Genomic DNA, 22953 nt, shown 5'->3' on the forward strand with positions numbered 1-22953 from the left:
GTCAATAGAATTAATATTCGCAATTAAATATATTTATTTTTGGATTTTACGCAATCGGTTGCGTAACTATACCAATCCTACTCCACAGACATTAATTCAAGAATCATTTCAGTAATATTAGGAACATCAATACTCGTTAAATAACTGATAAATCCAGCCCGATCTTGGGTCTGGTATTGCTGCCAAATCGTCTGCTTTAAACTAAAATCAATTTTTGCAAATTGTAATTTCTTTTGTAGTTCCTGTTCAACGATTGCTTTCTGATCAGCAAGTTGTGGCTGAATCATTTGATAACCGTCACCTGAAACTAACGATTCAATTCGATCATAGCTCATCCCCACTGACTGCAAAGTATATTGCCGATCAGTTGGAATAATATGTTGTGGATCGTCAACCGTAATGGTCAATTTACCCGTCGCATCTTGCCAATCAAAGTGCGTTTTAGCAATAGCGGTCGCTGTATGTTCGACCATCTCATATTGGCCGTCGCTACCACCAAAGACTTTCAAGGCGAGCTGACTTGGCAATTTATCGGCAGGTGCCATGTAATCGACACTTAATGGGACAATACTGCCGGCTTTAACGAATACCGGATATTGAGCCAATGGCCGAAACGCGGTTACCACGCGATTACCTTGATAGCGAATGCCCGTAAACCAATCATACCAAGTTCCGGCGGGTAACCAGGTCTTCGCCTTTCCCAACTGAGCCGCATCTGCCATGGGTGTCGTAATTGGCGCAACCAGCATCGCTGACCCGAATTGATATTCATTTTTGAAATGATAAGCCGTTTCATCTTCTGGATGACCATAGTAGAGCGGCTGAATTAAAGGTGTCCCATCCGTATGGGTTCGATAATTTTCACTGTCCAAATAAGGAATTAACTGACTCCGTAGTTGTAAGAATTTGATCATGATCTGCTTGATATCAGACCGATAATTCCAGGGCTCTTTTCCCATAAAAATATTATTTGAGCTATGCATTCTCAAAATCGGGCTGAAGACCCCAAATTGCAACCAACGCAAGGCTAACTCCCCATCATAGCTACCAAACATGTGACCACCAATATCATGACTCCACCAAGTGTAGCCAATATTAGAAGCAGTGGCAGTGAAGTATGGTTGAAATTGCAACGATTGCCACGAAGCTACCGTATCACCGGAAAAACCAATTGGATAACGATGACTACCTGGTCCAGCGTAACGTGACAAAATTAGCGCATCATTGTTCCGCTTGCGCTTAAGATCTTGATAGTGGGCAATATTCAATAACCAGAGTGGATCCACCTGTTTGGCACCACGCTGCCCACCTTGTTGCCAATCAATCCACCAGAAATCGACCCCTTGCTTTTCGAGAGCTGTGTGCACCATCTCAAAGTAAGCCTTCCGGAAAGCAGCATTTTGCAAATCAAAAATTGCTGGTTCTTCTTTAGCCGTATCAAGCTGTAATGCCTTCGCAACTTGCGGGTAAGTTTCTTCGTTTGGTCGAATCCCTGCTGCTGGATGAACATTCAAGGTGATTTTATGGCCAGTAGCGTGCAACTTTGCCATCATTTTTTTCGGATTTGGAAAATAAGCTTTGTCCCAAGTATAGCCAGTCCAGCCACTACCGTACCTCGCTGGAATATCAGTTGTATGCCAATTCATATCCAAAACTGAAACGGCAATTGGAATCCGCTGTTCAGTAAACTTAGCCATTAATTTTAAATACTCATCTTGGTGATAAGGATAGTAACGACTCCACCAGTTTCCTAGCGCAAAGCGCGGTACCATTGGCGGAAAACCAGTTAATTCGTAATACATCTTGAGCGTTTGACGAAAATCACGACCATACGTGAAGTAGTACATATCTTGTTCTGCGTGTTCGCGCCGACTAACTTGATCACCAACCAATAGAAATGACTCCGAATCATCGATCACACCAAAGCCATCTTTGGAGATTAACCCTTCTTCTAACGGAATTGCCCCATCAGCCTTATCCAGCGTCCGAGCCGTCCCTTTGAGATTGTACTTAACTTTTTCACCATAATGCCACCGACTGTAATGGGTTCCATAGTTGCTACGCGCATCAATAAATAAGCTGCCAGCATCAAACTTGCCGCCAACATAATATAAGGTGAAATTAGCCGTTCTTAAAACTAATTCATAACCAGCGACCGTCATAATTTCATAGTCAGTCGACTTTAACTGCCGATTTTGAACCAATGACGTTGTCTGATCTTCAAATTGCCCCGTCTCTGAATATTCCATCCGTAATAATCCCGCATCCAGCACTGAGAAGCGAGCTAATCCAACTGTAATGACATTCGTTTTCACAAATTTCACCGCACTTTCTTTTTGAATATCTATACAGTACCACAAAGATAACCGCTTTCAACACACGGAATAGCTTTATGTCCTTAAAATAAAAAAAGGACTTTTTCCACTAGCTTTAACCACTCGTTTCCAGTACAATACTAATCAAACAACCCAAAACAGGAGGCCCTACCATGTCCACCCACGCATCCGTCAAATCAATCACGTTACTCGGCGTCTTAACCGCCATGCAGATTATGTTGAACAGCCTATTATCCATTCAATTTCTAACCACTAAGATTGCCTTTGCATTCGTTGTTGTCGCGATTACGGCGCGGCTTTTTTCACCACTCGTAACGGCCGGAAGCACGGCTTTAGCTTACTTTCTCGGCATGGTCCTCTTTCCAAAGTTTACGTTTTTCCCTGGTTTTATCCTAACTGCGTTCGTAACTGGTCTTGTGTTCGGGATTGCCTTTCAACAGCGCACCTCACTAACCCGTATTCTGCTAGCAAACTTCATCGTTCTCTTTATTCTGAATCTATTTCTCAACAGTCTCTGGTTACATATCATGTACCTGACACCTTGGTCAGCCTTACTGACGACTCGGTTCATTCAAGAAATCGTCTCTTACTTAGTCTATACGACCGTTCTCGTGCTACTGTTCAAAGTACCCATTATTAACCAATTGACAGCTCAGTTTAACGCCAAATAAAAATGATCGATTAGCCAGTGTTTGGTTAATCGATCATTTTTGTCATACCTATTTAACGTATTTAGCGACTTGAGTCCCAGCTTGGCGACCAAAGATCACGATTTCTGCCACGGAATTCCCACCAATCCGGTTGTCACCGTGCAAGCCACCGGTAACTTCACCAGCGGCATAAAGGCCCGGAATCGCTTGTCCTGACTTCTTCAAGACTTCAGTTTGCGGATTGATCTTCACGCCACCCATGGTGTAATGAATCCCAGGGGCAATCTTAATTGCATAGTATTTCGGCGTATTTAACTGATTATCCATCCCGGTCGTCCGCTCAAACTGACCATCTTTTTTAGCCTTAACGTCGTCATTCCACGTCTGAACCGTCTTTTCAAGTTCGCTACTAGGAACGGTCAACTTCTTTGCCAATTCGCTCAGTGTTGCGGCTGATTCAACCATGCCCTTCTTTTCATACTGATTAATCGCAGTGACCCGTTTCTTGACACCGCCATCGAATAAGACGTAAGCATATTGATCTGGTTGTTTATTGATCGCTGCGGAAACGACATCCCGAGTGCCCATTTCGTTCGTGAAACGATCCCCGGCTGTATTTATCAGAATACCACCTTCACCACGCACCGCTTCACCAACTAAATATGGTGGCTTTTGATAAACCGTTGGGTGAATTTGGATCTTATCCATATCAACTGTGTAGCCACCCAAATCAGTAATCATCTTAACCCCATCACCAGTACTGCCGGCTTGATTCGTCGTCACATATTTCGACAAATCTGGGCGATACTGCTTAATCATCGCCTTGCTGGCACCAAAACCACCGGTCGTCACAATGACTGCTTTGGAACTAATCGTTTTCGTCTTATCTTGATCAAACTTCACTTTAACGCCGTCAACCTTGCCGGCTTTTTCATTAATCTTCGTGACATCCGCATTCACATAAATTGGAATCGCTTGTTTCTTCACATTTTTGAGTAAGCCACTCACCAAGTAGCCGCCGACCGCGGAACCATCGGCGGGACGATGAGTCCGTTTAACACTCATACCCCCGGTAATGGTTAAATTGGTTAATTTAATTCCCATACCATCTAGCCAATCAACCGCACTCGCGGAGTGGTCAACGAAGAAACGTAGCATCGCTTTATCGTTGGTCCCATGCCCGCCAGCTAAGGTTTCCTGATAAAACTTATCGTTCGAATCTTTAATCCCAGCCTTTTTCTGAACCTTCGTTTCCGAGGCATTCATTCCCGAAGAGGCTTTCAACGTGTTCCCACCAGCAACGGGCATCTTTTCCAAAATAACTGGTTTTAACCCTTTTTCTTTGGCTGCCAATGCCGCCGACATCCCGGCACCACCAGCACCAATAATGACCACGTCATAGTTAGACTTCAGACTTTTCATTGATGAATACTGCGTCTTCGAAGCCCCCGAAGTGACCTCCGTCTTCTTCGATGAACTACTTTTACTGCTACTTGATTTTGTACTAGTCGAGCTGGTATTCCCACAACCGGCTAAACTGGCGACCACCAGCGTTAAGCTGGCAACTAAGGCCAAGCCACGTGTCTTCATAATATTTCCCTCCAAAGCGTTATTTTTTCGATATTGTGAAGTGCTGAATTAATTGTAACATAAGTTAACTAACTAATGGAACCCCTTTCATAGGCTTAGCTGACACATCCGCGTCAAAAAAAGAGCTTTCTCAATTTGAGTTAGATCATCTTTCACAAAATTAATTTTTAATTCAAGGCTGCAATCATACCCGTTAAGAAATCGGTCGCAGTACCAACAAAAGCTTGTTGCGAAACTTTAAAAATCGGCGCTTTTTCATCAGGATTTACCGCGATAATATGTTGCGCACCAGCCATGCCAAGCACATACTGTTCAGCGCCAGAAATCCCAATATTAATAATAACCTCTGGTGTGACCGTCATACCATCAATCCCAATCAATTGTTCAGCATTAAACGTTTCCAATTTAGTTAACGGCTGGGTCACCCCAATCGCTGCCCCAATCCATTTTGCCAATTGCTGAGCCTGCAACAATGTCGCCGGTTCCAAGGCGCCTTGGCCTAACGCAATGATCCGCTTCGCATTCTTGATTGACCCGACATTTACAGGTACTGCCTCAGTTAAACCAAGTGTTTTAACAACTTGATGTAAATCAGTCACCTGAATCCGCTTAGCCACTGCCACTGGTTGGTCAGCCTTCAGTGGATCCCAATGATCAAGTCCCAAGGCATGCCGACCAATTTGCTGCTGCAACTGCACCGGCGTGCCAGTCGCTAACGTTAGTGCCTGGGCTTCCGCCATTAACTGCGTCAGCGGCAGCACCGTCGTGACCGCGGCACCACCTAACAACTGGGTGGCTTGTTGTGTCATCAACAAGCTATTCTGACTACTTGTCACGGCTGCCATTGCCGCGACAGTTTCAAAATCACGTTTTTGATCAACCTGTTGCGCCGCATGCCACGTCATTAATTCACTTAGCTGTAATTTAGTGGCTAGTTTGCCCACCTGCAATTGAGCTGTCGCATCAGCATTCAACAAGGCGTCGCCGATGACACGCTGACTCGTATAGCGTTTGACTGTTGCTAAGGTGCGCTGACCAATGCCAACACTAATAGCAGCTATCATAATATTGCCCAAAGCGGTCATATGGCGCGCAATCGTTGCACCTTGATTTTGATAGCCTAACCGTTGCTCGTCGGTCACTTCTACCTCATTTAAACGTACGGCAGCCATTGGGACGGCTGGTAAGCCTGCTAACCGAATTGGTTGTTGAATCCGCAGCCCAGTTCGATCTGCCGGAATCACAAATTGCAGCTGATTATCCTGGATAGTCTTTGCCAGCACAACATAAGCAGCAGCTTGACCGGCGTTAACGACCAAAGTTTTGTCCCCCGTCAGTGACCAGCCTGCGCCCGCTTGTTTAGAAGCACTGCACTGAATTGCCGAACGACCACCGCCATCTGGTTCAGTAACCGCAATGGCAAGCGGCGTTGTCTGTGCTGCTTGTAGCGTTTCAGCGAATTGAGCTGGTTTGCCATATAGCGTTAAGGCAGTAGTGGCCACCCAAGTACTAGCTAACATTACCGCTGCACTCACTGAGCCTTGAGCGATCGCCGCTAATGCTAAAATCTGTTCTGAAAGACTGGCGGCCATCCCAAATGGTTTTGCCAATCCCAGTTCCGGTAACCCTTCATTGACCAATAATTGATAAGCCTCAGCACTTGTTTGCTGTCCTTGAGCCAGTTGCGCGTCAAATGGCGCTAATTTTTCCTGACTAAACTTCGTTAAATGTTGCCATAGCTCTCGTTGTTCGGCAGTTAAATTCTCATCCATCCCGCGACCTCGCTTCTTTAAGTGTTTAGCTCTAATTTACCACAACTCACAAAAAAGGCAGTGACAATCGTCACCACCTTGTCCGTTATTTCGGATCAATAAACCCATTTTCCAAAATCGCCATATACTTTTTTGCTCGTTCAGCGACCCATTGTGCATCTGCCATTGTTTTCATTTCAGGACGTTTTTTTGCTTGGGCTTGAAACTCAGCAAAAATTTGATTATAAATCCCCATAATCAACTCAATCACCGTTTCGCGATCAACTTCTGGTCGTAATGGAAGGCGATCAATGATCTCACCAATCATCAGCTGTGAAAGTTGCAAACTTTGCGTATACAATTCCTGCAACTCGCTCTGGATTTTCGCCGGTAATTTATCCGCATTGCCATAAGCACTGATCATCAGCCGCATTTCATCTGGATGTTTACGGCCAAAGTCAGCCTTGTATTTGGTACTGCGCACGACTAACGCGACCAAATCAACCGGTGTTTCAAAAGCTGCCGGCGTCACTTCGGCTTTAATTCGCTCCGTGGCGGCAACGACCGTCTGAAAATACAGCTGCTGTTTGCTACCGTAGTAGTGAAAAATTAACCCCTTTGAGACTTTGGCAACCTGCGCAATCTGATCCGTTTTGGCAGCCGTATAGCCTTGAACCGCAAATTCATGTGTGGCCGCTGCCATAATCCGGGCAACCTTTTTAGGGTCTTTGGGAGTAGCTTCTCGTCCCATTTGCGTGACTCCCTTTCTGCTATTGCGCCAAATCCCGGCGCCGATAGCCAATACTTGCTATCACTAATATTAGCACAGTTAGTCCCAGCAGCCACCAGCTGGTTGACCAGTCAATCGCCTTGAGTGGCACTTTATTAACAAATCCGAGTGGTGTCACCTTTTTCGCCCAAGTTGGCAACTTGATTAGACTGCCTAAATACAGCGAAAAGAACCCGTACAATACCCAGAACCAGGCTAAATAGCGCCATTTTGGTAACCATCCAGCTAGTAAACTCGCCGCCGCTACCATTACTAGCATGGCCGGCACATAGGCTAACCAAACTTGCCAATACGTCCCCCATTTAATCGGGTCAGTCATGACAGTCAGCCCAGTCACATACATGCCAACTAGTCCTGCCAAATAAACCAGCAGAGCTTCAGCCAACGCAAAGCCAGTGTAACTGGCCCACACATGCCAACGTGATGTGGCGGTCGCATATAATTGGTGCAAATAACCCTTATTCTCGTCACTCACTAATTTCAACATCGTCTGAACTGCTGGAATCAATGCCACGACCACAATTACGATTGCAAGAATAGCGATAAAGTTTTTCACAATCACCCGATTTGCGGCCGCTAATGCCGAGGTCCCTAATAGTTGCTTAATCATTGGATTGCTTTTGGCTAAATCACCAATCGTATTGAAAATGGAGCCATAAGCAGCACCCAAGACTAAATTACCAACGGTCCAGGCTAGCAAGGCGGTTCGTGATTCACGCCACAGTAACGTCATCGGTCCAGCCAAAAATGGTGATGCCGTCCGTCGACCTTGACGTGTCGCGATGAAACCGGCACCCATGTCGCGTCGCCAATTCAACGTCGCCGCCAAACCTGCACAGACCAAACCAAACAGTAGCATCCAAAGAATCGGTAACCAATCATTATTTTGATAAATACTCAACTTTTCGATCCAACCGAATGGAATCCACCAAGTGGTCTGCGGGTCACTGACATCCGTGCTCATCCGTGCGATATACATAACACCAAAAATGGCATAACTGAGCATGGTCGTCTCACCAGCATTATCGGCTAATTGCGCAATGAGTAGTGTCAGCATCCCAAATAACCAACCCATCGCAGCCAGACCAAAACCAATCAGCCAGTTACCAGCCGTATCAGCACCTGGCATACCTGAAACTTGTAGCCCCGCCCCATACAGTAAGCCGAGGACAAAATTCAGTCCAGTTAATTCCACAACGCCCGCTGTTAGTGGTGCTAGACGGCCAACGGCATGTGCGCGAACAAGTTCTAACAAGCCATCGTCTTCTTCACCCCGGGTCGTTGCGACGGCTAACATAATATTCATAATCACCATAACGATGGCCATGAACACCACCATTTCCGTCGCAAAAATCTTTGCGGTCGTATAGGGTGGTTTCGCCATGAAGGCCCCAAACAAAGAGACCATCGCTGGTGACTTCAACGTTTTCACAATCGAGTCAATGGCCTTGGATGTGCTATAAATGCCATCGAACTTAGCGGCAATCGCTGTTAATAGTCCCGCCAAAGTGACCGTCCAAATCAAGATTTTCGTCCAATCACGCTTTAAATTAAGCCGAATTAGTAATCCGGTCCGTTTAAATAATTGTCCTGACATCATCCGACTCACTCCCCATCAGCAGTCCGCGCATCATTTGGTGATTCATAATACCGCATAAATAAATCTTCCAAAGTTGGCGGGGTACTCGTCAAAGTGACTAGTTGTTTCGCGGTTAAATACTGCATGACTGCAGTGAGCTGATCCGCTTCAACAGCCAAGCTGACATGATTCTCACCATGTTTGGTCGTTAGACCATGGACCCCTGGTAACGTTGCTAGGCCCGTTAATGGCTGTACCGTCTGCACATCGATCGTGGTGCGCGTCAAATGCCGCATCTCGGCCAATGTGCCAGTCTCAACAATGGCGCCTTCCCGAATAATGCCAATCCGATCACACATTTTTTCAACTTCTGACAAAATATGACTTGAGAGTAAAATACTCTTTCCCGCAGATTTAAGCTGGAGCACGTGTTCTTGGAAGGTCTGTTCATTAAGTGGATCTAAGCCGGAAGTCGGCTCATCAAAAATATAAAAATCCGCATCCGTTGAGAACGCTGCAATCAAAGCGACCTTTTGACGATTTCCTTTTGAATAAGTCCGGGCCTTTTTACGTGGGTCTAAGCCGAATTCTTTGATCAAGGCATCCGTCTTTTCCGAATGGTGTTCACCATTCATCTTCAAGAAAAGATCAATGATTTCACCGCCACTCAAGTTAGGCCATAAATAGACATCCCCCGGCACATAGGCAATCCGCTGATGGATGGCGACACTCTTTTCCCACACATCTTCACCAAAAATAGTTGCGGATCCACCGTTCGCCTTTAAAATACCTAGTAACACTCGGATTGTCGTCGATTTACCAGCGCCGTTAGGGCCGATAAACCCAAAAACTTCCCCCGGATAAATTTCAAAATCAATATCTTTTAACGCTTGAAACTTGCCAAAACGTTTCTGTAAATGCGAAATCTTTAATAATGGCGTTGTCATCGTCGTTTCCCCCTCGGATGTGACCACGCAAGCTGTCAGTCTGATGCGTGCAGTCACACTAAGATTTTCTAATGCAGAAGCAATAATAATCCACGTTGACTCACAAGTCAATGACTTGTGAGTCAATAATCATCTAAAATTTTTTATACCGACTAAAACACTGATAAATCGGGCACTTATAATCTGAAATTCACTTAAATAACGACTAACAAAAACAGCGACTCTTTTTAGCCGCTGCTCATTCATTAATTTAAAAAATCGTTGGCACTAACCCACCGTCAGCTCGCAAGGCCTCACCTGAAAAGCTGCTAGCGAATGGACTTGCAACGAAGACAGCTAACCGACCAATTTCGTTAGGCCGAATTAAGCGTTGAATTTGAGATAAGGGGCGATGATTGATCATAAAATCATGTTCCCATTGATCCGCCGGCAAGTTCGAATCAGCATACATTTCATTCAGCATATGTTGGACGCCTTCCGTCAACGTCGAACCCGGCATGACCGTATTCACAGTAACGTGTGTGCCAACCGTCAGTTTTGATAAACTTTTTGCTAAGGATAAGTTCATTGACTTCGTCATCGAATATTGTGGCATCTCACCAGAAGGCATGACTGCTTCTTCGCTCGCAATAAAAATCACGCGACCGAAATCATTTGCTAACATCGCCGGTAAATAATGACGTGCGAGGCGGTTTCCGGATAGGACATTCACTTTAAAGAACCGTTCCCAAGTCGCATCATCAATGGCATCGTAAGCCATCGGGGCAAAGATTCCCATATTATTAACCAGCACATCCACGGTCGGCACCTGTTCAAATAACTGAGCCGCTTCCGCTGGATCACTAATGTCATACGGGGCCGCAATTGGCTGTGTTTCAGGATAATCTGCCGCTAACGTCGTCACAACCGCTTGAACAGTTTCTGCCCGCCGCCCATTGATCACGACGTCCGCACCTTCTTTGGCAAATGCTTCAGCGATTGCGCGACCAATACCTTTGGTCGATCCGGTGACCAACACTCGTTTATGTTCCAAACCCATTTCCATTCGTGAAATCCTCCGTTCAACTTAATTTTCTGACTAAGCTTAGCGGTTCCTTGCTTGAAACACAACTAAACTACCTTTAAGTGACAAAAAAGACGGGCCCAGCAATGATTGCTGCGACTCGTCTTTATATGTACGCGTTTTATTCCGCGCTCGTTTTAGCATAAGCTTCTAGAATTGGTTTAACATAACGTTCTTCGGCTTGTTTCCGTGCCACAATGGCATCATCCATATCGGCAAATTGTTGATTTAACACTAAATGACCACGATACATCAATCGTGCCACCCATTTTTGGGAACAACGATCAAAGGAAACGCCAATGACACCACTACGGTTACGGCTATTCGGCTTCAACCGATCCACTGAAGTTCCTTGATAGAGTGGTAAATTATCGCTCCGCCCCATATTTTGGCGCGTCTTAGGGTTATCAAAAATATTCTTACGACTGACATCAGCACGTAAGCAACCACAACTCTTAGTAATTCCCTTACGAAGCCGATAACTGTCGACAACAACTTGGTTACCACATGAACATTGACACAACCACCGGGCATTCCCATTTGGCGCACTTTCTGCACGCTTAATGACCGTTAATCGGGTAAACGTCTCACCAGTTAAATCTTTTAGTCGCATCAAACTCACCTCGTTTTTATCTATTTCTTGTACCTATTACTCATTGGCCTTAAGTACAATCTATACTGATTTTATGAAAATAGTATGACGAATACAAAAATATTCATAGCATTATTTATTTAAATCTAAATTTTAGCCATGAATTTCTGAAACACTCAACCCATACCGGCTTTAGTCATTCAATAGAATACTACTATTTTTATTTAATGTCACTTAATATTATTTATATAATAATTATTTCAAACTTACACTAATTGAGCACACAACAAAAAAAGGCGTTTCCAACTTTTATTGGTCACGCCAGTCATTAGACTTTTAATCATCTGTATAGCGCTATGCAAACGATATAGCATTAAATAATCCAGCCAATTGGCGCCAATCCCAACCAGCTAATCACGTTCACCGTTGTTTCAGTTGGGACCATTGGTCGTAAAACTTGCTTGATTTCGCTTTCGGTCGCCAGTGTTTGCAGGTCATACCAATATCCGCCTTTACGACTATGCCCAACCAAGTGCCAGCGTCCCAATGATTTTAAAGTATCCGTATCAATACCATCTTTTAGTGGCTCAATGTACACATGCATGGTCGGCAGCCACGCGCCATCATACTCCCGCGTATCACGGCGCAGAATGACAATTTGATTTTGTAAATTTTTAGCACTCCACCAAAACCGGAACAAAACACAAACACCAATCAACATATATATTTGTGAAATCAGCAACTGATTACCAGTTTGCATCGTAAAGATTAAGACCCCAAAGAAACCGACGCCTAAGTAGATCAGCAAATTAATGGTGTTCATCGCCTTATCACGCATCCCCAGTGCGACTTCCAACCGCATTTTGGGATCGCCTGGCGAGACTTGAGCCGCCACTACTTCTGGACGATCACTACCCGTATACACAACCTGAATATCTGGCTTTTGAACTTGAACCGTTGCTAGGACTTGGAATAAGTGGCTTGATTTTGTCATTTCTGCCACCAATTCACTTGGGACATACTCACTAAAAATTCGAAAGGTCGTCTTGACGTGTTTAAAATGATACCAATTACCACGTAAACCGGCTAAACACCAGCCGTGCTGTGCTAGCTTATTCAACCATTTTAATTCTTGTTCAGATCCCTTGATTAAAAACCGATATCGCCACATTTTATCGCTTCCCCTTTTAGTAATACGCTCCTTTAAAAGTAACCGATTGGTGCTAGTCCCAACATACCAACCACAGTTACCGTGGCTTCAGTTGGCACAATTGCTTTAACCGCATCTCGAACTTCAGTGTCACTGGCTAATGTGCGAATATCGTACCAATAGAATCCCTTTTTATCATGACCAACTAGCTGCCAACTTCCCAAGCTGGCCACTTTTTCGGTTTCTAGTTCCGTTGCCAAATGTTTAATAAAAACATGCTTGGTTGGCATCCAAGCACCATCATAATTTTGGGTCTGGCGACGCAACCGCGCAACAATCGCGTGTACTTTTATGGCTCGAATGGCTAAAACGGCGACAATTAGTAACCAAATACTAAGCATCAATTCACCGATATTATCCGGAATACTATCCTTCGTCACAAAAATTGCCGTAATGATAAAGACTAGACCAACGAAGAAAAAGACGTTCATCACATTTAAATCATGTGTCCGCATTGCGAGCGCAATCTTCAATTGTAGGGGCGCATCCTGTCGATCAACCCGCGGCTGCTGCATTTTTGGTTCTGAGCTACCGGTATACATCACCTGCACGTCTTCAACAGTTAATGGTGTCGTTGCCAAAATTTTGAAGACTTGCTCATGATTGGCTAAAGTTGGCGCTAACTCATTGGGCACGTACTCACTAAAAATGCGATAGTGAGCTGTCGTTTTTTCAAAGTCATACCAATTACCATGAACCCGCGTTAATAACCACCCTTTAGCGGCCTGTTTATTTAACCAGCTTAATTCTGTTGATGATCCCTTTATCAACGTTCGATAACGTCGCATGTCAACCACTCCCCGTTCAATTGAACTAGTCTCCCCCTAGTCCAATCACTATTCTACTTTTAGATCTTCATTTTCGATTATTTCAGTTAGTAGCTTCAGCCGGTCACGCTCAGCAATCAGCAGGGCTTCACCGCTCCCAGTAATTTCATAAATATGCACATCATCTGTATCAACACGTTCGGTCATCAAATAGTCTTTCGTCATTGCATGTAAATTTGTGAATAAGGTTCCTAAACCCAATTGCAATTTATTTTGGGTCAGCGTTGCAATTTTTTGTGGAATATCATCACTTTTAATGGGCTTGCGAACACTGACCAGTGTCAAAAATGCCGCCTCAGTCATTGGTTCGTACTTATCGATTAACCGTTGATAAAAATTCCCAGCCATAATAACAACTCCTTTTCATTATAGAAAGCGCTTACTTAATTAACTAAATTATGCACCTCTTATTTTGTGATTGCAAACCAGCTCAACTAATGCCAAATTACCGATACGACGCAGTTTATAGCTTAAAATGAGCCATAAAAAAAGACCCCTTAACGAGTCTTTTCGTGCCCTAGTGGACTTGAATATCTGCCACCACTGTACTACTAGCATATGGAAAGTGTGATTCTGAAACTTCGAACGGTTGCCCATCATCAGTATAGCTCACCTGATTAATCACTAAGACTGGATCACCAAGCTTAGCATCCATGGCTTCAACATCCTCTGCCGTCGCTTTGGCCGCTGAAATCAAACGGTGCGTGCCAGCGATTGACAGGCCGCGTTCTTTTTCAAGATAACCATAGATTGAACCTTCCAAAACTTGTTTGGTCAAAGTAACAATGCTGGTCGGCATGATTGTATGTTCATATGCCCAAACCTTGCCCTCAACATACCGCGTCCTCCGAATCACATAGACGGGGTCCATGGCATCGATCATTAATTGTTCAGCTTCAAGTTCAGTTGGGAGTCGCGCTTCCAATTCCAAAACTTTACTCGTCACTTTTTTACCTTGGTTGGTTCGCGTGGTCCCCAATGGGCGATCAACTTGTGATTCTTGCCGAGCATTCGTCAGACCGAAATCTTTACGCACAAAAGTCCCCGCACCACGCTTCGAATAAACCATCCCTTCAATAATTAACAATTGAATGGCTTTGTGAATCGTAATCCGGGTTGTATCAAACGTCGCTGCCAGTTTGTTCTGATCAGGCATGAGCTCCCCAGGCGCATATTTACCAGTTTTAATGTCCTGACGCAAGCTGTCAGCGATTGCTTCATACTTGTAAGCCAAATTAGTCACATTCTTTCTTTGTTAACTTCTTGTCAAATAGTTTACCCCATTTCATACCCAAAAGGAAACATTTGTATATACTTTTTATTCAAAAACTCATTTTTGTTTGACCAGAGCTTTAAGTACCCACCACAACTGCTAAATCGCTATAATACTTAGATAACAACGTGTCCCCCCTGCCGGTCAAGTCAGATGAGGATGAAACAGTCTTTACCTATATTCAATCTCACAAATTTTGACTGACGGAGTGCTGAGTTTGGGTGAAGCTACTTTAGATGCGATAGTTACTGGTACTACGACATTTACGATGGCTTTTGGGTCTTTCAACCTTTAGCTGAGAGGTTGGCAGTGATGAGGCCCAGTGGTGAAATTTTACTTAGTCAGCGACGGGATCAGCCGGTGGCTTAGTAAAAGGCCGGCTTACGAGACCGCCCTTTGGCTCGTAAACGTGCCCACCACGTTCCAGCCTCATCGCTGCCAACCGGCAGGCGGCAATTAACCACAATTTGCACTTAAATACAAAAAAATCAAACTGAGGTGACCCACATGGAAGTCCATACTTTTAAACTCGATCAAGAGGCAGTCATCTACTCCGCTGCCATTAAAGCACTTGCTGGTTTTAAACCAGAAATCGATGTTGATTTTTCTAAAACAACCAATCAAGAAGAAGCTAGCATTCTCGCTAAGGAGACGACAGCTCAATTTCTGCCAGTTTTTGAAGAATTATTAGAACAAGGTTACGCCAAGGCCATCTCAAAAGGTCAATTAGCCGAATGGGGCGCTTACTATATGGCTCATAAAGTTCATAAAAAATAAATTATCCGGTCAATCAGTATGTAACCGGCTTCATTCGTTCGGATTTGCTTGCGTGTGACCACAGATTGGCGTATGCTATGATAAGTTAAATTCAGATGAGAAAAAGCTGTGACAAGATGAGTAACCGTGTGATTGTCCCCAGAGAGTCGCGTTTGGTGTGAGCGATGGCAACATACGTTGAAGATGGTCTTGAAGAAGCTGCTAGGCTCAGCCTAGCCGGAGCGATCCGTTACCATCAAGAGAAGTCCGAGTCATCGGAAAAACTAGGTGGTACCGCGCTAACGCGTCCTTGAAAGCATTCGCTTTCGGACGCGTTTTTTGTTGGCTTTAGTTTGCTGAATTAACCTGCCATTATTTTTTGTTACTACTATCATCTATCTTAAGGAGTGTCTTGATTATGCAAAACAAACAATCTAATTCCATCCGTACCGTCGTTGCGACCGGTATCGGCGCCGCCGTTATTTTTGTCCTGATGAAGTTTGTCGCGATTCCAACTGGGATTCCAAACACCCAAGTCAACGTTGCCATCGGTTTTCTGGCGTTATTAGGCGCCATTTTTGGCCCAGTTGCCGCCGGACTTGCCGTCTTCATCGGCCACGCCCTCAATGACTTCGTAACTTACGGTTCACCCTGGTGGACCTGGGTCATTGTCGATGGTTTAATTGGGGTTGCCTTTGGTTTCGCCAAAAACCGACTCAAAATTGACTCTGGCGTCCTTGGTAAAGCCAAGTTAATTTGGTTCAACATATACCAAATTATCGTCAACTTCATTGGTTGGGTGCTTTTGGCGCCAACCGGTGATATCATTATTTATCATGAACCAGCTAACAAAGTTTACATTCAAGGGATTACAACTTGGATTGTGGATTCAATCTCAGTTGCCGTGATTGGGACGATTTTACTCGTCTTATACGCTAAAACTCGAACTCAACGCGGGAGCTTAACAAAGGAACGTTAATTATGACTGCACCGATCATCAGTTTTAAAGATTTTTCATTTCAATATGATAGTCAAACTGAGCCCACCTTACGACACATCAATTTGGATATTTATCCCGGTGAAAAAGTCCTAATCGCGGGCCCTTCTGGTTCTGGAAAATCCACACTCGGCCGCTGTTTAAATGGGCTGATTCCACAATCTTACCCCGGTAAGATTAGTGGTCAAGTGTTGATCAACGGCCAAGAAATCCAAACCAGCTCTATTTTTGATCTGTCCATGCAAGTTGGCACGGTTTTACAAGATCCCGACAGTCAATTCGTTGGTCTGACCGTGGTCGAAGACATGGCCTTCTCATTAGAAAATGACCAGCAGGACCAGACTACTATGCGTGCGGCCACCGCTAAGTGGGCCGAAACACTAGACCTACAAAACTTGTTGACACACCGACCACAAGAGTTATCTGGTGGTCAAAAACAACGCGTTGCCATGGCCGGCGTCCTCATCGATAACAGTAAAATTTTACTATTCGATGAACCTTTAGCAAGTTTGGACCCTGCATCTGGCAAGGCATCAATGGCCTTAATTGATAAACTAGCACATACCGAAGACTTAACGGTCATTATCATTGAACACCGCATTGAAGACGTCCTACAACAGCCGATCGACCGACTAGTCGTCATGCAAGAAGGCAAAATTGTTGCCAACGACCATCCAGAACCCATTTTGCGCCAATCACTGATGGCTCAACTCGGGTTGCATGAGCCGCTCTACCTGTCAGCTTTATTACATGCGGGTATTGATTTAGAGGATTGCGACCACTTGGACAGTCTAGCCGAATTAACGGTGCCTAATTTAGCCCAGCGCTTACAAACTTGGGCAGCCGGTGTCACACTCAAGGCACCGGTCGTGCATACTGAGCCACTACTAACCATTGACCAGTTATCCTTCGGTTATGAGCCTAAGCGGCCAATTATCGACAACCTTTCACTAACGCTCCATCGTGGTGAAATGATTAGCCTAGTCGGGCAAAATGGGACCGGTAAATCAACGCTGAGTAATCTGATGACCGGTTTCCTAACGCCACAAGCTGGAAAAATGACCTTTGACGGCCAGAATCTCGCTGACTTGTCCGTCAAAGAACGCGCCGATCACATTGGTTATATTTTACAAGATCCTAACCAAATGCTTTCGAAGACTTTGATTTTCGATGAAGTTGCTGCCGGCTTAGTTTTACGCGGCCTTGATGCCAAAACCATCGAACAACGCGTACTCGCAACCTTGAAAGTCTGCGGTCTCTATGAATTTCGGCACTGGCCAATCTCAGCGCTAAGTTTTGGGCAAAAGAAACGGGTCACCATTGCAGCCATCTTAGTCCTCGAACCAGCAATGCTAATTCTCGATGAACCGACTGCCGGACAAGACTTGCAACACTATACGGAAATGATGGCCTTTTTAACCAAAATCAACCATGAACAAGGGATGACCATCATGTTGATTACCCATGATATGCATCTGATGCTCGAATATACAGATCGCACCATTGTTCTCGGAAATGGTCACGTCTTGATGGACGCTGCCCCAGCTGATGTGTTGACCAACGATGCCATCATTGAAGAAGCCTCATTGGCGAAAACGAGTCTTTACACGTTGGCTGAACAAAACCAACTCAATCCAACCGCCTTTGTCGCTAAATTTGTCCAAGCAGAACGGGAGGCCCGCTAATGCAACACCAACTATTAATTGGCTATGCGGATCGCCAGACTTTTTTAAACCGGTTGAGCGGCAGTACCAAGTTACTCTGCTTCGTCGGCCTATCCGTCATTGGGATGATGACGTACGATACCCGTTATCTGATTGGCATCATGCTGTTTTCACTGGTCATCTTTCATTTTTCAAAAATCAAAACCCGTGAAATTTCATTCGTTGTCAGTGTCATCATCGGTTTTTCAGTTTTAAACCTCGTGATGGTCTATGTGTTTGCCCCCCACTATGGGGTCTCAATCTATGGAACCGAGCACTTATTGCTGGGAAGTAACCAACACTATTTCAACCTGACGACGGAACAGTTATTTTATGAATTCAACCTACTTTTGAAATATACCTTTGCGGTGCCGCTGGCGTTGATTTTTTTGATGACAACCAATCCCAGTGAATTCGCGGCCAGTCTGAACAAAATTGGGATTTCTTACCGCGTGAGCTACTCCGTTGCAATCGCGCTACGCTACATCCCCGATGTTCAGAGCGATTACCGTACGATTAGTTTGGCTCAACAGGCCCGTGGGTTTGAAATTTCCAAAAAAGCTAAATTCATGACCCGTGTCCGTGGTGGCATCCAAATTCTGCTACCATTAATCTTTTCGAGTTTAGATCGAATTGAAATTATCAGCCAAGCGATGGAACTTCGCCGCTTCGGTAAGGGCAAACATCGCAGCTGGTACATGGCACAGAAATTCAAACAGAATGACTACTTAGCATTATTAGTCGTTGCCGGATTGATTATCCTAGGCATTTGGCTATTCCAAGTGAATGCCGGCCGTTTCTGGAACCCATTCAAATCTTAAAAGATACCACTGCTAGTTAACTTAGATAAAGTGTGTCGACTTTGACCGTCGACGCACTTTTTTATTCTTTCTTAAAAACTTTTATTTTCCAGAATGCTATTTTGACGGGATTGAAAACGATTACATATACTAGTTTTTATAAAAGACTATACAAACAGCGTCAAAAGGATTGTTTTTAACACCAATTCAGTTTATACTATCCAATGTTAAGGAAAGCGCTTCCTGATAAATTTCAGATTGGAGGAGACTATGTCAGTTTCACGTAAAATGCCCAAAGATTTTTTCTGGGGTAACTCAGTTTCAAGTATGCAGACCGAAGGCGCCTGGAATATTGACGGCAAAGGGTTGTCCGTTTACGACGTGCGCCCAGCGACCGACAAGACTTCCGATTGGCACGATGCCATCGATGAATATCATCGTTACGATGAAGATCTTGACTTGATGAAGTCAATGCATATGAATATGTATCGGATCCAAGTTTCTTGGTCACGAGTCGTTCCCGATGGTGATGGTGATTTTAATGAGGCCGGTTTAGCATTCTATGACCGACTCGTGAACGCCATGCTCAAACGTGGCATCACCCCAATGATTTGTCTGTACCATTTTGATATGCCACTGGCGTTAGCACAAAAAGAAAACGGATTCATGTCACGCCACACGGTTGACGCCTTCGTTCGTTTTGGCAAAAAAGTAATCGACCACTTCGCGGATCGCGTTAAATACTGGATTACGTTCAACGAACACAATCTCTACTTCAGTGATGAAGTTTTCAATATTTCTGGTTACACCAAGGGTGATCGTTCCCTCAACGATATGTACACCATCTTCCATCACACCATGCTCGCTCACGCGCAACTAGATGCATATGTTCACGATCATTATGACGATGTTCAATTCGGCGGAATGTTAGCGGATACACCAGTTTATCCGGCCACCGCTAAACCCAACGATGTCTTTGCTGCTCGGCAGTTAGATCAATTTTCAAATCAAAATTTGAACGAAGCGTTCGTTTACGGTCACTATGACCACGAAGTTTTAACCTATATCAAGAATCATGATATCGATTATGACTTGCAACCTGGCGATAACGAAATTCTCGCCAAAATGCACGCTGACTTTATTTCATTCAGCTATTATCGTACGACCACGATCAATGCCGATAAGATTCCAGCAGGGACAGCGCCTAATCGCTATTTAAATTATGGTATGGAAGATAATCGCTTCCTTGACAGCAATGAATGGGATTGGACCATTGATCCACTTGGTTTTCGTACCTTGATTACCGACCTATATAATCGCTACCAAGTCCCCGTTTTCCCAATCGAAAATGGTGTCGGGATTAGCGAGCATTGGGACGGCCAGCATATGATCGAAGATGATTTACGGATCAAATATCACGCAGAACACATCAAGGCGATGAAAGATGCCATGTTCATTGATGGTGCCAAGGTCTTAGGTTATCTTGGCTGGGGATTAATTGATATTCCAAGTTCACATGCTGATATCGAAAAACGTTACGGGGTCGTTTATGTCAACCGCAGTAACCACGATTTGAAAGACTTGCAGCGTGTTCCTAAAAAGTCCTTCTATTGGTTACAAGCCTTACTAGAAAAAAACGGAGATGAATTGTAATGGATAATACGCAAAGTAATAGTGCGTTTAGTAACTTCGTTAACAACAAAATTTTGCCACCGGTCATGAAGTTTGTTAACACTAAACCAGTGAAAGCCTTACAAGATGGGATGGTTTACGCCTTACCATTTATCATTATTGGATCAGTCTTCTTGATCTTGTCCAACATTCCTATTCCAGCCGTTGCCGCGGCCATGAAAGCTTCTGGCTGGGCAGCCTTCTTCAATCAAGCCTATACCGTTACCTTCGGGATTATGGCGCTTTGGGCCGCTGTTGGGATTGCTTATGTTTATGTTCGCAATGAAGGGTATGAAGCCTTACCAGCCGGATTAACTTCCATGGCAACCTTCTTACTGCTCCAAACATTGAACATTGCTAGCCCATTGGTTGGTGCCATGGGCAAATCTGGTACTGGGATCACCAATGCCGCTGGTAAAACTGTTATGTCTGGCACTGCTGTTGCTGCCAACATTGACAAATTGCCACACGCTTTACAAGGTTTCTTAACCTCCCCAGTTACCGGTGTCATTAACATTACTTGGCTTGGTGGCCAAGGGATGATTGCCGCTATTCTCTGTGGGATTATCGTTGGTTGGGCTTACTCTGCTATGATTCGTAAGGGCTGGAAGATTACCTTACCAGAACAAGTCCCATCAAGTGTTGCTAACCAATTTACTGCCATGATTCCTGCCGGCGTCATTTTGATCGTTGCGATGTTAATCTACGCAGCCTTCTCTGCTTTCGGCAATACCGATGTTTTGCAATTAATCTACAAATTACTTCAAACGCCACTTCAAGGCTTATCTGATTCCTTCGGTGGTGCAGTTATCATTGCTTTCTTAGTCCCATTCTTCTGGTTCTTTGGGGTCCATGGTGGTTTAATCATGGGTGGTATTACAAGTGGGATTTTAATTCCTAACACCTTTGATAACGCTGCTTTATATCACGCTGGTAAATTAACAATCGCCCAAGGTGCCCACGTGGTTACCAACGAATTCTACAATAACTTCATTAACTTGACTGGTTCTGGGATTACGATTGGATTAGTTGTCTTTACCTTAGTTGCGGCTCACTCAGTTCAATTTAAGACCATTGGTAAAATTGAATTGGTTCCAGCTTTATTCAACATTAACGAACCATTCCTGTTTGGGTTACCAATCGTCTTGAACCCATTCTTGGCAATTCCATTCTTCCTGACACCAGTCATCGTTGCGGCTTCCACTTACCTGGTCATCCGTTTCGGGATCGTGCCACCATTAAATGGTTTCGCTGCGCCTTGGACAACTCCTGCCATCATTTCTGGTTTCTTAATCGGTGGTTGGAAGATGGCTATTTGGCAAACGATTACCTTGTTAATGTCCGTCGGAATCTACTTCCCATTTGCTAAGAAGTATGATGCTGTCTTGACGAAACAAGAACATGATAAAGAAGTTGCTGAAGCCGCTGCTGGCAAAGCAGAAGCTGCTAAGTAACTGTTCGAAGTTAGAAAGGATTTAATCATTATGGCTGAAAAAACAATTATGTTGGCTTGTTCTGCTGGCATGTCAACATCACTCTTAGTTTCTAAGATGCAGGCTGCTGCCAAGGCAGATGGCGTTGACTACAAAATCTTCGCAACTGCCGCTTCTGACATTGACCATCAACTAGCTGGTGAGACCAAGCCAGATGTCCTACTCCTTGGCCCACAAATTAGCTACATGGCTAATGACATTAAGCAGAAGACTGACAAAGTTGGTATTCCAATGGCCATGATTAACATGCAAGATTATGGCATGATGAACGGTGAAGCCGTTTTGACAAATGCTGAAAAATTACTTGGCGACAAGTAATTTAAAGAAAGCTGTCCGACAACCATACAAGTTGTTGGGCAGCTTTTTTGCGTCTCCGCTGATTGGTCTGGCTTTCTATTTTATAAAAACTATGCTACCGTTACTTATCGAATAACCGAAATGAGAGGCGTTTTCTATGACTCAAAAAACAATTATGCTGGCGTGTGCCGGTGGTATGTCGACTTCACTGCTAGTCACTAAAATGAAAGCCGCGGCCAAAGCGAACCACGATAACTTTCAAATCTTTGCCACTGCGGCGGCTGAAATTCAGGATCGCTTGACTGGTGATCATCGTCCCGATGTCTTGCTACTCGGGCCACAGATTCGTTATATTGCCGACAAAGCACAGGTTGTGGCAGACCAAGTTGGCATTCCAATGACTGTCATTAATATGCATGACTACGGTACCATGAACGGTGTTAAAGTCTTAAATACCGCTAAACGGCTCTTAAACGACTAACATGTTTCACGTGAAACAACGACTCTACTCAAAGAGTGGGATAAAAGGCGGTCTGCTACCGAGCATAGCCTAGAAAGTCGAATGATTGGCATTTTCAATCGTTCGACTTTCGTAGCTAAGCGGAGGTCGCAGCCTTTTGTTCCACGT

21 protein-coding genes are annotated in these 22953 nt (G+C 44.4%); 9 read left to right on the plus strand and 12 right to left on the minus strand.

Annotated features, from left to right (window positions below; all coding sequences use genetic code 11):
* Positions 1-77: 77 nt before the first annotated feature.
* Complete coding sequence (locus FFM64_RS10815; protein WP_137608078.1) at positions 78-2249, minus strand: glycoside hydrolase family 31 protein; 2172 nt, start codon at positions 2247-2249, stop codon at positions 78-80.
* A 239-nt stretch (positions 2250-2488) separates the two neighbouring features.
* Here FFM64_RS10815 and FFM64_RS10820 point away from each other — a divergent pair, with 239 nt between their 5' ends.
* Positions 2489-3007 carry a folate family ECF transporter S component gene (locus FFM64_RS10820; RefSeq protein WP_137608040.1) on the plus strand — a complete coding sequence of 173 codons (519 nt, stop codon included), beginning with the start codon at positions 2489-2491 and terminating at the stop codon, positions 3005-3007.
* A gap of 48 nt (positions 3008-3055) precedes the next feature.
* On the opposite strand, the gene FFM64_RS10825 is transcribed toward FFM64_RS10820, so the two are convergent.
* The 11 genes from FFM64_RS10825 to FFM64_RS10875 form a co-directional block, all read right to left on the minus strand.
* Positions 3056-4576, minus strand: coding sequence for a flavocytochrome c (locus FFM64_RS10825; protein ID WP_137608041.1), 1521 nt, complete (start codon positions 4574-4576; stop codon positions 3056-3058).
* Between the two features lie 167 nt (positions 4577-4743).
* Complete coding sequence (locus tag FFM64_RS10830) at positions 4744-6348, minus strand: FAD-binding protein (RefSeq protein WP_137608042.1); 1605 nt, start codon at positions 6346-6348, stop codon at positions 4744-4746.
* 85 nt (positions 6349-6433) lie between these two features.
* Entirely contained in the window at positions 6434-7078 is a 645-nt protein-coding gene (locus FFM64_RS10835) for a TetR/AcrR family transcriptional regulator (RefSeq protein WP_137608043.1), read from the minus strand.
* 19 nt (positions 7079-7097) lie between these two features.
* The gene (locus FFM64_RS10840; RefSeq protein WP_137608044.1) at positions 7098-8714 is read right to left on the minus strand and encodes an ABC transporter permease; all 1617 of its coding nucleotides are present in this window, start codon (positions 8712-8714) and stop codon (positions 7098-7100) included.
* 8 nt (positions 8715-8722) lie between these two features.
* Positions 8723-9643: an ABC transporter ATP-binding protein gene (locus FFM64_RS10845; RefSeq protein ID WP_137608045.1), complete on the minus strand. Its 921-nt coding sequence runs from the start codon at positions 9641-9643 to the stop codon at positions 8723-8725.
* Positions 9644-9893: 250 nt separating this feature from the next.
* On the minus strand, positions 9894-10688 hold the full coding sequence (locus tag FFM64_RS10850) for an SDR family NAD(P)-dependent oxidoreductase (RefSeq protein ID WP_137608046.1): 795 nt from the start codon (positions 10686-10688) through the stop codon (positions 9894-9896).
* A gap of 139 nt (positions 10689-10827) precedes the next feature.
* Positions 10828-11319: an alcohol dehydrogenase gene (locus tag FFM64_RS10855; protein WP_137608047.1), complete on the minus strand. Its 492-nt coding sequence runs from the start codon at positions 11317-11319 to the stop codon at positions 10828-10830.
* A 352-nt stretch (positions 11320-11671) separates the two neighbouring features.
* Positions 11672-12469, minus strand: coding sequence for a hypothetical protein (locus FFM64_RS10860; RefSeq protein ID WP_137608048.1), 798 nt, complete (start codon positions 12467-12469; stop codon positions 11672-11674).
* Positions 12470-12501: 32 nt separating this feature from the next.
* The gene (locus FFM64_RS10865) at positions 12502-13296 is read right to left on the minus strand and encodes a DUF2812 domain-containing protein (RefSeq protein WP_137608049.1); all 795 of its coding nucleotides are present in this window, start codon (positions 13294-13296) and stop codon (positions 12502-12504) included.
* 48 nt (positions 13297-13344) lie between these two features.
* Complete coding sequence (locus tag FFM64_RS10870; protein ID WP_137608050.1) at positions 13345-13683, minus strand: helix-turn-helix transcriptional regulator; 339 nt, start codon at positions 13681-13683, stop codon at positions 13345-13347.
* Between the two features lie 169 nt (positions 13684-13852).
* Positions 13853-14569, minus strand: a complete 717-nt coding sequence (locus FFM64_RS10875) for a GntR family transcriptional regulator (protein WP_137608051.1) — start codon at positions 14567-14569, stop codon at positions 13853-13855.
* 546 nt (positions 14570-15115) lie between these two features.
* On the opposite strand from FFM64_RS10875, the gene FFM64_RS10880 reads away from it, so the two are divergent.
* The 8 genes from FFM64_RS10880 to FFM64_RS10915 all read left to right on the plus strand — a co-directional run bounded on the left by FFM64_RS10880 (position 15116) and on the right by FFM64_RS10915 (position 22806).
* On the plus strand, positions 15116-15385 hold the full coding sequence (locus FFM64_RS10880) for a hypothetical protein (RefSeq protein WP_137608052.1): 270 nt from the start codon (positions 15116-15118) through the stop codon (positions 15383-15385).
* A gap of 397 nt (positions 15386-15782) precedes the next feature.
* Positions 15783-16343, plus strand: a complete 561-nt coding sequence (locus FFM64_RS10885; RefSeq protein WP_137608053.1) for an ECF-type riboflavin transporter substrate-binding protein — start codon at positions 15783-15785, stop codon at positions 16341-16343.
* 2 nt (positions 16344-16345) lie between these two features.
* Positions 16346-18046 carry an ABC transporter ATP-binding protein gene (locus FFM64_RS10890; RefSeq protein WP_137608054.1) on the plus strand — a complete coding sequence of 567 codons (1701 nt, stop codon included), beginning with the start codon at positions 16346-16348 and terminating at the stop codon, positions 18044-18046.
* Positions 18046-18885: an energy-coupling factor transporter transmembrane component T family protein gene (locus FFM64_RS10895; protein WP_137608055.1), complete on the plus strand. Its 840-nt coding sequence runs from the start codon at positions 18046-18048 to the stop codon at positions 18883-18885. The genes FFM64_RS10890 and FFM64_RS10895 overlap by 1 nt, the downstream gene beginning before the upstream one ends.
* Positions 18886-19134: 249 nt before the next feature.
* Positions 19135-20517 carry a glycoside hydrolase family 1 protein gene (locus FFM64_RS10900; protein ID WP_137608056.1) on the plus strand — a complete coding sequence of 461 codons (1383 nt, stop codon included), beginning with the start codon at positions 19135-19137 and terminating at the stop codon, positions 20515-20517.
* A complete protein-coding gene (locus FFM64_RS10905) occupies positions 20517-21989 on the plus strand; it encodes a PTS sugar transporter subunit IIC (protein ID WP_137608057.1) in 1473 nt (490 codons plus the stop codon). Before FFM64_RS10900 ends, FFM64_RS10905 begins: the two co-directional genes overlap by 1 nt.
* A gap of 30 nt (positions 21990-22019) precedes the next feature.
* Entirely contained in the window at positions 22020-22346 is a 327-nt protein-coding gene (locus tag FFM64_RS10910; protein ID WP_137608058.1) for a PTS sugar transporter subunit IIB, read from the plus strand.
* Positions 22347-22482: 136 nt separating this feature from the next.
* On the plus strand, positions 22483-22806 hold the full coding sequence (locus FFM64_RS10915) for a PTS sugar transporter subunit IIB (RefSeq protein ID WP_137608059.1): 324 nt from the start codon (positions 22483-22485) through the stop codon (positions 22804-22806).
* Positions 22807-22953: the final 147 nt, after the last annotated feature.

The sequence above is a fragment of the Lactiplantibacillus daoliensis genome (assembly GCF_005405005.1).
In the GTDB taxonomy this organism is placed as follows: domain Bacteria; phylum Bacillota; class Bacilli; order Lactobacillales; family Lactobacillaceae; genus Lactiplantibacillus; species Lactiplantibacillus daoliensis.